Source organism: Pseudomonas siliginis, assembly GCF_019145195.1.
In the GTDB taxonomy this organism is placed as follows: Bacteria; Pseudomonadota; Gammaproteobacteria; order Pseudomonadales; family Pseudomonadaceae; genus Aquipseudomonas; species Aquipseudomonas siliginis.
In genome coordinates this window covers 70,596-82,172 of sequence record NZ_JAHSTW010000013.1, presented here as the reverse complement: position 1 = coordinate 82,172, position 11,577 = coordinate 70,596, and the positions used below count along the sequence as shown (strand labels likewise).

Here is an 11,577-nt window from a genome sequence, read left to right as displayed (position 1 = left end):
TCGGTCAATGGAATTCACCAGCGGCTTCTTGCTGAGCCTTTCGCTGTGCCTGGATATCGGCGTAGCCAACATCGCGATGATCACCCTGGCCATGCAGCGCGGCTACTTTCAGGGCTTCGCCCTGGGCCTGGGTACCTGTGTCGGCGACCTGATTTACGCGGTGCTGGCGCTGGCCGGCATGACCGTCCTGCTGCAATACGAAACCGTGCGCTGGGTCCTGTGGATTGGCGGTTCGGCGCTGCTGATCTACTTCGCGGCGAAGATGATTTATTCGGCGATTCACCACGAAGCGCTGCTGGCGGAAACGGCGGAAGTGGGGCAGAACTCCCATCGCAAGGAATTCTTTCGCGGCATCTTCCTCGCGATGTCGTCGCCGAGTGCGATTCTCTGGTTTGCTGCGGTCGGCGGCACGTTGATCGCCCGATCCGGTGGCGGTGGTCCGTTGAGTTCGGCGCTGTTTTTGGGCGGCTTTCTCTGCGCCGGGCTGCTCTGGTCGGCCGGTCTGTGCTTCGCGGCAAGCCACGGCGGCAAGCTGCTGGGCGACAAGCTACTGCGCTACTCCTATCTGGCATCGGCGGCGATCTTCTGTTATTTCGCGGTGTACGTGATCGTTTCCGGCTACAACGAGTTTGTCGGCTCGGGCGCCGTCGAGCAGTTGCATTCGCTGTAAACGTGCGAAACGGGTCGGGCTTTCTATACTCCCAGCCGAATCCACTATTCCGTTCTGAGGAGTCGCGTCATGGATGAACAACAACGCGTCGAGATAGCCGAGCCTCGCTTCGAACACGGGCAATTTCTGCTGATTGCCGGTTTCGGCGGGCGATTCACTCAGGAGACCACCGCAGACATTCCCGCGTTGTGGGAAAAACTGATCCCGCACTTGGGAAAAATCCCCGCGCAAGTCAACGAAGTAACCTACGGCGTTTGCTGCAATGCGGATGGCGAGGGCGGTTTCGAATACATCGCCGGGGTGCAGATCGACAAGCTCGACGACCTGCCGGAAAAGTACCGCTGGGTTGAAATCCAGCCGCAGAAATATGCGGTGTTCGAGCACAAGGGGTCACTGGCGCAACTCCCTGACACCTTCCAGTACATCTGGAACACCTGGCTGCCGCAGTCCGGCCACGAAGCGGCGGACGCCCCGGAATTCGAGCGCTACAGCGAGGATTACAACCCGAAACTCAATACCGGCACGCTGGAAATCTGGCTGCCGATCAAGGCATGAGCGGCGTAACAATCGAGGCGGAGCATGTCCGCCCCGGTGGTTGTGCTTTATGCTGGCGGGCCTTGTTTCCACAGATTTTTGAGCTGCCATGAACACCTTGATCCGCAACGTCAGCGCCGCCGACCTCGACCGCTGCTACGCCATCGAAACCATCGCCTACGAGGGCGACGAAGCCGCCACCCGCGAGAAGATCGCCACGCGCATTGCCACTTGGCCGGACGGCTTCATCGTCGCCGAGGTGGACGGCGTGGTCGCCGGTTTCATCAATTCCGGCGCGGCGTTCGACGTGCAGATGTCCGACGAGGCCTTCAAGGAGCTGATCGGCCACGACCCGAAAGGGCCGAACGTGGTGATCATGTCGGTGGTGGTGCACCCGAATTACCAAGGGCAGGGCCTGGCCAAGCACCTGCTCGGCGAATTCATCGAGCGCATGCGCGCCATGGACAAAGCGACAATTCACCTGATGTGCAAAGAGCAACACATTGCGTTGTACGCCGGATTTGGCTTTGCCTACATCAAGCCGTCGGAGTCCGACCACGGCGGCATGGCGTGGCACGAGATGATCCTGACCCTCTGAAGCCAACACCTATCGAAACTGCCTGATCGTTCCCACGCTCCGCGTGGTAATGCAGCCGGGGACGCTCCGCGTCCCAAAACCGTGACGCAGAGCGTCACAAAGAGGCGTTCCCACGCGGAGCGTGGGAACGATCAGGGGATACTCAGAAGAACAGCCCCATCCGCCGCTCGTACCCAATCCGGCCCTTGTACGCTTCACCGCTGTCGACGTAGCCATGCCTGGCATACAGCGCAATCGCCGCCTCGTTATCAGCGTCCACCGACAATTCCAGCCCCTTGATCTCCGGCCAGGCCTGGCGGGCGACAGCGGGCAGCGCTTGCAGGCAAGCCTTGCCGTAGCCCTTGCCTTGCGCGCGCCGATCGACCTGCAGCGCATGCAACGTGGCGCTGTGTTCGTCGGCCCAGTCGGGCAATACCGGCGGGCGCTTGAGCAGCAGAAACGCCACCGGTACGTCGTCCGCCAGCAGGGCAAAACCCTTTACGCCGGGGCCGGGTTTCGACAGCAGGGTGTGCAGGGCACCGTGGATGTCGCCGGAGAACTTGATCTGCTCGGGGTGAATTTCAATCGACTCGACTTGCTCACGCTGCAAAGGGCTGAGGCTGTCGTAAGGCACGAGTTGGGCTGACACGGGAATTTCCTTTTTCCTACAAGGATTGAAGCTCGGATTCTAGCGACATTGTCGTCGGCGAAATTTTTTTGTTTGCCCTGTCGATCCGCGCATTGGGCAAACGACTAAGGGTGTCTTCACAACAAAAACCACGGAGAACACCATGAGCGCACAAAGCGAAATCCAGAACCTGATCAACACCTATCGCGAAGCGGTAATGGCCAAGGACGTCGAAAAAGTCATGGCCCTGTATGCCGATGACATTGTCTCGTTCGATGCGATCAAGGCCCTGCAATTCAAAGGCAAAGCGGCGTACCGCGCACATTGGGTCGAGTGCATGGAAATGTGCCCCGGCCCGCACATCTTCGAGTTCCACGAAATCGCCATCGAAAGTGCCGACAACATCGCTTTCGCCCATTGGGTAGCCAACTGCGGCGGCACCAATGACAAAGGCGAAACCCAGAGTTGCTGGATGCGCGTCACCGCCTGTTACCGGCAAATCGGCGGGGCGTGGAAGATTGCCCACGAACACTGGTCGGCACCGTTCGATCCGATGAGCGGCGCGACGCTGTTCGATGTGCAGCCCTGATCTTCAGCCATAGTTGATCCGTTCGAATCAGGAGAGCGCCATGAAATACCTATGCCTGGTCTACAGCGATGAACGCTTGCTGCACACCTCGCCGGACAGCCCGGAAGACGCCGAATGCTGGGCCTACGCCGAGTCGATTCAGGGCAGCGGGCGGATGATCGCCGCCGAAGCGCTGGAATCGGTAGAGACCGCCACCACGGTACGCATGCGCAACGGCAAGGTGTCGATCACCGACGGGCCTTTCGCTGAAACCAAGGAGCAACTGGCCGGTTTTTACCTGATCGATGCCAAGGATCTCAACGAAGCGATTCAGGTCGCCGGCAACATTCCGGCAGCGCGGGTCGGCAGCGTTGAGGTACGCCCGGTGCGGCAGTTGAATGTCTGACGTCCGGGCGCGGGTCGAGCAGGTCTACCGCGAGGACTCGCGGCGGATTCTGGCGACGCTGATTCGCCTGCTTGGTGATTTCGACCTCGCCGAAGAAGCCTTGCACGAGGCGTTCTTCGTCGCGGTCGAACGCTGGCAGCGCGACGGCGTGCCGGACAATCCGCGCACCTGGCTGGTCTCGACCGGACGCTTCAAAGCCATCGATGTGCTGCGCCGACGCGCGCGGTTCAAGGCGTCGCAACCGTTGCTGCTGGCACAGCTCGATGAGCTGGAACAGGCTGACTGGAGTGGCGAAGACGTGGAAGACGATCGCTTGCGGCTGATCTTCACCTGCTGCCACCCGGCCCTGGCGGCAGATGCGCAAGTGCCGCTGACCTTGCGTGAAGTCTGCGACCTCACCACCGAGGAAATCGCCCGTGCTTTTCTTTCGGCGCCGGCGGCGATTGCCCAGCGCATCGTCCGCGCGAAAGCCAAGATCCGCGACGCGAAGATCCCTTATCAAGTACCCACGCTGAACGAATTGCCCGAGCGCCTCGACAGCGTGTTGCGGGTGATTTATCTGGTGTTCAACGAAGGCTATTCGGCCTCGGTCGGCACTGAGCTGACCCGCGAGGATCTGACTCGCGAAGCGATTCGGCTGGGGCGCTTGTTGATGGAGTTGCTGCCGGAGCCGGAAGTCATGGGTCTGCTGGCGCTGATGCTGCTGCACGAATCACGTCGACCGGCGCGCACTTCGCCGAGCGGTGAACTGGTGTTGCTCGACGATCAGGATCGCTCGTTGTGGGATGCCCGGTTGATGGCTGAAGGCTGCGCGCTGGTCGAGCGCGCGCTGAGTACGCGACGCTTCGGGCCATATTGCCTGCAAGCGGCGATTGCGGCGGTGCATGCGGAAGCGCCGTCGGCGGCGGAAACGGACTGGCAGCAGATTGTCGGTCTGTACGACGTGTTGCTGCGCGCGGTGCCGTCGCCGGTGATCGAGCTGAACCGGGCGGTGGCGGTGGCCAAACGGGATGGAGCGTTGGCCGGGTTGTTGTTGGTTGAAGGGATTCTGGCGCGGGGCGAGTTGCAGGATTACCACTTGGCGCATTCGGCGCGGGCGGAGTTTTGCCGGCAATTGGGCCGAATGGAGCAGGCGCGGGCAGCGTATCAGCGGGCGCTGGAGTTGACGCGGCAGGAGCCGGAGCGGCGGTTTATCGAGGGGCGACTGAGGGACCTGGGTTGATCTGGAAGCTGCGTCGGTGCGGCTGGCCCTTTCGCGAGCAGGCTCGCTCCCACAGGTGATTGCATTTCACTTTTGGAAGGCTCGCTCCCACAGGTGAGCGCATTTCAAGTGTGGGAGCGAGCCTGCTCGCGAATGGCAGCACCGCTTATTCGAGCATCTTGCTGAGCAACCAGCTCCCCGCCGGCCCCGGCGGATACAAGCGCGACCACAACGCATCTACAAACACCGGTTTCGGCCAGCCGCGCACGTCGAGCTCTATCAGCAAATCATTGGCATAACGCTGCACCAGCCACCTCGGCAGTGGTGCCCAGCCAAAACCCTTTTCAGCCATTTCCAGCAGCATCAGATAACTCGGCGCCGACCACACCCGGCCTTTGCCACGGCTGTCATACGGATTGACGATGGTCGCCAGCCGCAATTCGCGATGTTGCTCGAGGATCTGCTGATCCACATGCTCAAGCTTCGCCAACGCATGCTCGCGGCTGACGAACAAGGCAATCTCCGTGCGCTCGGCCACAGTGGAGGTCACAAGATCCGGCGGGTAGTTGTCCTGCATTTCCGCGAAGGCCAGATGCGCCCGGCCGCGCTGGACCAGTTCGATCAGGTCTTCGCATTCGGCAATCAGGCATTCCAGCTCAAGCTCCGGATAACGCTGCTCGAAATCCACCAGCGCCGCCTCGAAACGATACGACTGATAAGTGTCGGAAATCGCCACGGTCAGTTTCGGTTCCACACCTTGGGCCAATTGCCGCGCGCTCATCTCCAAGCGACTGGTGGCGGCCAGAATCGCCTCGGCTTTCTGCAGCATGACGTGGCCGGCGGGGGTGAGCGTGGGCTTGCGGCTGCTGCGGTCGAACAGCTGCAAATCCAGATCAATCTCCAGACTGGCGACCGCCGCGCTGATGGTCGACTGACTGCGCCCCAGTTTGCGCGCTGCTGCGGAAAATGAGCCCTGCGTCGCTGCCTGGACAAATGCCAACAGCACTTCCTGCGAAGCCATGAGCTATCGCCCTGATCGATGGTTATTGATTATGAAGTATCGGTATTCAGTTGGATCATGGCAACCATCGTCAAACAAGGAGTCAGGCCATGACTGCCCACAAGTCCATCACCGAACGTGTTTTCCAGGCGGTTGGTTTCGAGTTTCTTGCCATCCTGATCTGCACGCCGCTGCTCGCCTGGATCATGCAAAAGCCGTTGCTCGACATGGGTGCGGTGACCGTGTTGATCGCGCTGTTGGCGCTGGCGTGGAACGTGGTGTTCAACCGTTTCTTCGACCGTGCATTGGCGCGGATGAATCTGGCGCACAACGCCTGGGTGCGGCTGGTGCATGCGTTGCTGTTCGAAGGTGGACTGATCGTGATGGGCGTGCCGCTGATAGCCTGGTGGCTGTCGGTCAGCCTGTGGCAGGCGTTGTTGATCGACATTGGCGTGCTGCTGTTCTTCCTGCCGTACACCTATGTCTATCACTGGGGTTATGACGTCCTGCGCGAGCGCTTCATGGCTCGCCGCACATGTGAAAGCTGAGGTAAACCTGTGGTGAGGGGATAAATTCCCTCACCACAAAGGTGAGTCATCGTGCACAAAGTCAGAGAAACATGCCGCCGGACGCCTCGACCCGCTGACCATTGATCCACTGGCCACCCTCCGACAGCAGCAGCGCCAGTGCACCGCCAATATCGTCCGGAAGCCCGACCCGACCCAGCGCGGTATTGCTGGCGACCATCGCGTTGACCGCGCTGTTATCGCGCACCGTGCCGCCGCCAAAATCGGTTTCAATCGCACCGGGCGCCAGAACGTTCACGCCAATCTGCCGCGCGCCAAGCTCTTTCGCCTGATAACGCGTCAGCACTTCCATCGCACCTTTCATCGCCGCATAAGCGCCGTAACCCGGCAGGCTGAAGCGGGTCAGGCCGCTGGAAATATTGATGATGCGCCCACCGTCATTAATCAGCGGCAGCAATTGCTGAGTCAGGAAAAACGGCCCTTTCAACTGCACGTTCATCAGCAGATCGAACTGCTCCGGGGTGGTTTCGCTGAACAGCGCATGCACGCCGACCCCGGCATTGTTGATCAGGAAATCAAAGCGCTGACGCTCAAAGGTTTGCCCCAATACCTGTTCAACCTGCGCGGCAAACGCGGCGAAGTTGTCGCTGTGGCCGACGTCCAGCTGCAGCATCGCCGCTTTCGCGCCGAGTGCCTGCAATTCAGTGACCAGCGCCTGGGCCTCGTCGGCGCGGCTGTTGTAGGTGCCGATGATGTCGATGCCTTGCGCGGCGAGGTGCAGGGCGGCGCTGCGGCCCAGGCCACGACTGGCGCCAGTGATCAGTGCGATTTTGCGATTCATGCTGACTTCCTCGATTGCGTTGAGTGGGGATGGAAGAAGTTTATTTATCCGCCCTGAGGTGATAAACACGGCAAAAGCGGAATCACTGATCGGCTCAGCCGAACAATCACCGGGGCTCGCCATGAACAAATTGGAACTGCTGCGCACCTTCGTCCGGGTCAGCGAACTGTCGAGTTTCACTCTCGCCGGGGACAGCCTCGGCCTGCCGCGCTCGACGGTTTCCGAACAAGTGCAGGCACTCGAAGCTCTGCTGGGCACGCGGCTGTTGCAGCGCACCACGCGCAAGGTGCAGGCCACTCAGGATGGACTGGTGCTGTATGAGCGCAGCAAGGACTTGCTTTCGCACATGGATGAGATCGAAGGGCTTTTTCGTCAGGACGAGGCGTCGCTGACCGGGCGCATCCGGGTCGACATGCCGAACATTCTCGCGCGACGTCTGATCATGCCGCGCCTGCCGGAATTCATGGATCGCCACCCGAATCTGCAGATGGAAATCAGCAGTACCGACCGGCGCGTCGATCTGCTCAGCGAAGGTTTCGACTGCGTATTGCGCATCGGCGCGCAGCCGGATCAGTCGGTGGTCGCCCGGCATCTCGGCGACTTCCCGATGGTCAATTGCGCCAGCCCGGCTTACCTGCAACGTTACGGCGTGCCGCAGACCATCGAGGATCTGGCGCAGCATCGGCTGGTGCATTACGTCGGCGTACTGGGCTCGCGTTCTGAAGGGTTTGTGTATGAGGAGGGTGGTGAAGTGCGGCGCGTGGCGATGGCCGGCAGTGTCACGGTCAACAGCACCGATGCCTATGAAGCGGCGTGCCTGGGCGGCTTCGGCCTGACGCAGGTACCGCGCACCGGCATGCAGCCGCATCTGGAAAATGGCGAACTGGTGACCGTACTGCCACAACACACCGCACCGCCGATGGCGATTTCGTTGTTGTACGCGCGGCAACGGCATTTGCCGCTGCGGGTGCGGGTGTTTATGGATTGGCTCGGCGAGGTCGTACGTTCAACGCTCTGACATTGAGCACATTGCCCCTGTGGGAGCGAGCCTGCTCGCGAAAGCGCCATGTCATTCAACATTGATTTATCTGACACACCGACTTCGCGAGCAGGCTCGCTCCCACAGGGGGACTGTCTTGTGTGTGGGATTTGCGCTCAATGATCCCCACGCTTGCGAAACGCCCAGCGCCCGGCAATCACGGTGAACGTCGCCACCAGCGCGACCAGCACCCAAAACCCGTGCGGGTCCTGCGAAAGCGGCACACCCCCCACATTCATGCCGAAAAAACCGGCAATGATGTTGATCGGCAAGGCCAGCACCGTCACCACCGTCAGGGTGAACAGCGTGCGGTTGCTTTGTTCGTTGAGGTTGGCGGCGATTTCTTCCTGCAACAGTTTGATCCGTTCGCCGAGGGCGGTGAGGTCGTTGATGATCAGCGCAAACTCCTCGGTGGATTTGCGCAACTCCTTGACGTCCTCCTTCTGCAACCACGGCGGCGGACGATTGAGCAGGCGCAGCAACGACCCTGGCTCCAGCGCCAACAGCCGTTGCAGGCGCACCAGCACGCGACGGTTGGCGCCAAGTTCGGCGCGGTTGGTCGACAGGCGCGAGGAGAGCAGTTCGTCTTCGACCTGATCGACACTCAGGCTGGTCTTGCGCACGATCTGCGTCAGCACTTCGCCCTGATCGCGCAGCAAATGCACGAGCAGTTCCGAGGGCGAGCGAAAGCATTCGCCGGCCTTCACCGACGAGCGCAACTTGTCCACCGAGTGCAGCGGTTGCAGGCGCGCGCTGACGATCAGTTTGCTGCGCACGCAGACCCACAGCGTCGACACGTCGGAGGAGACCATGCTGCTGAGGTTGAACACCACATCGTTGACCACCGCCAGCAGCGCCGAATCGACATGCTCGATGCGCGTCGAACGCGAACCTTCGTGCAGCGCTTCGAAAAACTCCTCGGGTAATTGCAGATGACTTTTCATCCAGCGCTCGCACGCGGCGTGGGCCAGGTTCAGGTGCAGCCAGAGAAATTCTTCGCTGTCGCCGTCGTCCTGCAAGTAGCGCAAGGCCGTTGCCGAATCGATCTCGCGCCCGCGCTCACCGGGCAGGAAGCGAAAGCCGTAGAGCAAGCCAAACAGGTCCGGGGCGCGATGGCTGATATCGAGGCTGTGGTTCATGGCGGCTCGCTGGGAGGAGGGTGTCTGGTGGGGGATTTTCAGGTTCACCTGAGCGGCATGATCGCAAGCCAACATGACCGTTTTGTGACAGTAAAGTGACTGCAAATCAACGCGTTACCGACTGTCGGAAGATTCTCAAGAAGCGCTCTGGCGCGCCGATCTCAGGTGAGTTAGGTTGCGCGCCATCGGCCCTTGGCCATGGTACGTCGACAGGGAAGTCCGGCCATTTTTCACGTCCGCTCGGGCGTGCCTCATCCCTGCTTCGAGTACCTTGCAATGCTGCAAAAATCCCTGAGAACGCAAATTCTCGCCCTGCTGAGCGGCAGTCTGCTGGCGATATTGTTGATCGCGCTGGCCTGCTTTCATTTCCTCTCCAACGGCGTGCAAAGCTATAGCCAGTTGATCGCCGGCCCGTTGCACACTTCGCAACTGATCGATGAAGCCAACCTGCAATTCAAAGTGCAGGTGCAGGAATGGAAAAACGTCCTGCTGCGCGGCAAGCAACCGGCGGATCTGGCGAAATACTGGAGCCAGTTCGAAGAGCGTCAGCGCGACGTGCAGAACATTCTCGGCGAACTGGCCGGCCAGAAAGGCATCGAGGCAACTCTCAAGTCACGCATTGAACGCTTGCGCGAGGAGCATCGCCAGTTGGGCGCGGCCTACCAGAACGGCCGCGATGCCTACGTGGCTGCCGGTGGTGATCCGAGCGCCGGCGACGCAGCGGTCAAAGGCGTTGATCGCGCCACCAGCGAGCAGATGAGCGCACTGGTCGCCGAGCTGCGCGAGCAGGGCACCGCGCAATCGGCGTTGATCAGTGCCAGCGCTGAGCGCACCGTGTGGCTGGGCCTGTTGGTGATGCTCGCGTCAGGCTTGTTGATCGGTCTGCTGAGCCTGTGGCTGGTCAGCCGCAACCTGATCGAGCCGATCCGCAACCTCATCGATTACGTCACCCGCTTGAGCCGTGGCCAGTTGGCTGAACGTGTTGTCAGCGAGCGTCGCGATGAACTGGGCAACCTCGCTGCCGCAGCGAACACTCTGCGCGATTTTCTGGCTGACACCTTCACTCGCTTGCAACGCAGCGCCGGTGATCTGGACAGCGCCAGCGGCGAGTTGAACGCCATTGCCACGACCATGGCCGGCGGCACCAGCGAGCAATTCAACCGCACTGATCAAGTGGCCACGGCGATGAATGAAATGTCCGCCACGGCGCAGGAAGTCGCCCGTCATGCCGCCGATGCCGCGCGTGCCGCTGACGATGCCGATCAGTCGGCGCAGCAGGGTGAAAAGGTCATGCAGACCACCATTCACTCGATCACGCAGATGCGCGGCGAGATCGCCAACACCGCCACGGTGATCCGTCGACTGGAAGCCGACAGCGGTCGTATTGGCAAGGTGCTGGAAGTGATTCGTGGCATCGCCGAACAGACCAATCTGCTGGCGCTCAACGCAGCCATCGAAGCGGCGCGGGCGGGTGAGGCCGGGCGTGGTTTTGCCGTCGTTGCCGATGAAGTGCGCAACCTCGCTCAGCGCACGGCGGAGTCGATCATCGAGATCAACCAGATCATTCAGAACGTGCAGACCGGCGCTGTCGATGCCGCGCAGGCTATCGAGAGCGGCCAGGCGCGCAGTGATGAAAGTGTCGAGCAAGTTACCCAGGCCGGCGCGATGCTGGAGCGCATCACCTTGGCGGTGGAGGCGATTCGCGACATGAACCGGCAGATCGCCACGGCGGCGGAAGAGCAGACGTCGGTGGCCGAGGATATCTCGCGCAACCTGACTGAAATCACCGCGATTGCCAGCACCAACCTCGACAACGTGCAGCGCACCGAAAGTGCGAGTCAGAACCTGCATGGGTTGTCGGGGCAGTTGAACGAGGTGACGGCGCGGTTGAGTGCTTGATTGCGAGTTCAAGCGTCCGGCAACTTTCGTAGGTCCTCGCCTGCTCGCGATAACGGTGGAACAGTCAACATTGATGTCGCTGACACTCCGCTTTCGCGAGCAGGCTCGCTCCCACATGATTTACGGCAGGCATGAAAAAGCCGCACGATTTTTCAATCGTGCGGCTCTTTAACAGCGGTCTATCAAGTATCTTGCTTGTCGCTCAGCACTTTACCGGTGGTGGCATCAAAGTCCACGTCGAACTCTTTGCCGTCAGCAGTTTTAAGTTCAACTTCATACTCATAACCATTGAAGTGGTTATCCAGGTCGGTGTCGGTAATCGTTGCGCCCGGGTGCAGTTTCAGTGCTTCGGCGTTCATCGATTCCAGCGACTTGATCTTGCCGTCCTTGACCAGTTGCGGGATCTGGTCGATGCGAACATCAGCCTGAGCCAGGCCAGCGGTGAGGGTCAGGGCAGCGGCGGTAAACAGGGCAGTCAAAGTTTTCATCGGTTCATTCCTTGGCAGTGCGTTGAAGTGGTTGATCTGTGTAAGTGGGTTCAGATTAAC

At 60.6% G+C, this 11,577-nt stretch carries 14 protein-coding genes and 1 pseudogene; 10 read left to right on the top strand and 5 right to left on the bottom strand.

Annotated features, from left to right (window positions below):
- Nucleotides 1-7 precede the first annotated feature (7 nt).
- The 3 genes from KVG87_RS24555 (at nt 8) to KVG87_RS24545 (ending at nt 1,802) form a co-directional block, all read left to right on the top strand.
- Entirely contained in the window at nt 8-670 is a 663-nt protein-coding gene (locus KVG87_RS24555; protein ID WP_016773553.1) for a LysE family translocator, read from the top strand.
- A 69-nt stretch (nt 671-739) separates the two neighbouring features.
- A complete protein-coding gene (locus KVG87_RS24550) occupies nt 740-1,225 on the top strand; it encodes a GyrI-like domain-containing protein (protein WP_217852993.1) in 486 nt (161 codons plus the stop codon).
- 88 nt (nt 1,226-1,313) lie between these two features.
- Entirely contained in the window at nt 1,314-1,802 is a 489-nt protein-coding gene (locus KVG87_RS24545; RefSeq protein ID WP_217852991.1) for a GNAT family N-acetyltransferase, read from the top strand.
- Nucleotides 1,803-1,944: 142 nt separating this feature from the next.
- Here KVG87_RS24545 and KVG87_RS24540 read toward each other — a convergent pair whose 3' ends face one another.
- On the bottom strand, nt 1,945-2,430 hold the full coding sequence (locus KVG87_RS24540) for a GNAT family N-acetyltransferase (RefSeq protein WP_130928859.1): 486 nt from the start codon (nt 2,428-2,430) through the stop codon (nt 1,945-1,947).
- A gap of 142 nt (nt 2,431-2,572) precedes the next feature.
- Here KVG87_RS24540 and KVG87_RS24535 point away from each other — a divergent pair, with 142 nt between their 5' ends.
- From KVG87_RS24535 to KVG87_RS24525, 3 genes are read left to right on the top strand one after another with little or no spacing between them, the layout of a single operon-like run.
- Nucleotides 2,573-2,998: a YybH family protein gene (locus KVG87_RS24535; RefSeq protein ID WP_217852989.1), complete on the top strand. Its 426-nt coding sequence runs from the start codon at nt 2,573-2,575 to the stop codon at nt 2,996-2,998.
- 40 nt (nt 2,999-3,038) lie between these two features.
- Nucleotides 3,039-3,383 carry a YciI family protein gene (locus KVG87_RS24530; RefSeq protein ID WP_039758054.1) on the top strand — a complete coding sequence of 115 codons (345 nt, stop codon included), beginning with the start codon at nt 3,039-3,041 and terminating at the stop codon, nt 3,381-3,383.
- Entirely contained in the window at nt 3,376-4,605 is a 1,230-nt protein-coding gene (locus KVG87_RS24525) for an RNA polymerase sigma factor (RefSeq protein ID WP_217852987.1), read from the top strand. The genes KVG87_RS24530 and KVG87_RS24525 overlap by 8 nt, the downstream gene beginning before the upstream one ends.
- Before the next feature lie 145 nt (nt 4,606-4,750).
- Here the strand turns inward: KVG87_RS24525 and KVG87_RS24520 are convergent, their stop codons facing one another.
- Entirely contained in the window at nt 4,751-5,605 is an 855-nt protein-coding gene (locus tag KVG87_RS24520; RefSeq protein WP_073472068.1) for a LysR family transcriptional regulator, read from the bottom strand.
- Between the two features lie 89 nt (nt 5,606-5,694).
- Here KVG87_RS24520 and KVG87_RS24515 point away from each other — a divergent pair, with 89 nt between their 5' ends.
- Nucleotides 5,695-6,132 (top strand): multidrug/biocide efflux PACE transporter, encoded by a 438-nt coding sequence (locus KVG87_RS24515; RefSeq protein WP_217852985.1) that lies wholly within the window; start codon nt 5,695-5,697, stop codon nt 6,130-6,132.
- 61 nt (nt 6,133-6,193) lie between these two features.
- On the opposite strand, the gene KVG87_RS24510 is transcribed toward KVG87_RS24515, so the two are convergent.
- A complete protein-coding gene (locus tag KVG87_RS24510; protein ID WP_217852983.1) occupies nt 6,194-6,952 on the bottom strand; it encodes an SDR family NAD(P)-dependent oxidoreductase in 759 nt (252 codons plus the stop codon).
- A 121-nt stretch (nt 6,953-7,073) separates the two neighbouring features.
- On the opposite strand from KVG87_RS24510, the gene KVG87_RS24505 reads away from it, so the two are divergent.
- Nucleotides 7,074-7,970, top strand: coding sequence for a LysR family transcriptional regulator (locus KVG87_RS24505; protein WP_217852981.1), 897 nt, complete (start codon nt 7,074-7,076; stop codon nt 7,968-7,970).
- 137 nt (nt 7,971-8,107) lie between these two features.
- On the opposite strand, the gene KVG87_RS24500 is transcribed toward KVG87_RS24505, so the two are convergent.
- Nucleotides 8,108-9,130, bottom strand: coding sequence for a transporter (locus KVG87_RS24500; protein WP_217852979.1), 1,023 nt, complete (start codon nt 9,128-9,130; stop codon nt 8,108-8,110).
- 198 nt (nt 9,131-9,328) lie between these two features.
- Here KVG87_RS24500 and KVG87_RS26345 point away from each other — a divergent pair.
- Nucleotides 9,329-10,144: pseudogene (locus tag KVG87_RS26345) on the top strand (methyl-accepting chemotaxis protein); the annotation flags it as partial.
- A gap of 117 nt (nt 10,145-10,261) precedes the next feature.
- A complete protein-coding gene (locus tag KVG87_RS26340) occupies nt 10,262-11,029 on the top strand; it encodes a methyl-accepting chemotaxis protein (RefSeq protein ID WP_409258734.1) in 768 nt (255 codons plus the stop codon).
- Between the two features lie 182 nt (nt 11,030-11,211).
- Here KVG87_RS26340 and KVG87_RS24490 read toward each other — a convergent pair whose 3' ends face one another.
- Nucleotides 11,212-11,517, bottom strand: a complete 306-nt coding sequence (locus KVG87_RS24490) for a PepSY domain-containing protein (RefSeq protein WP_016773566.1) — start codon at nt 11,515-11,517, stop codon at nt 11,212-11,214.
- Nucleotides 11,518-11,577 lie beyond the last annotated feature (60 nt).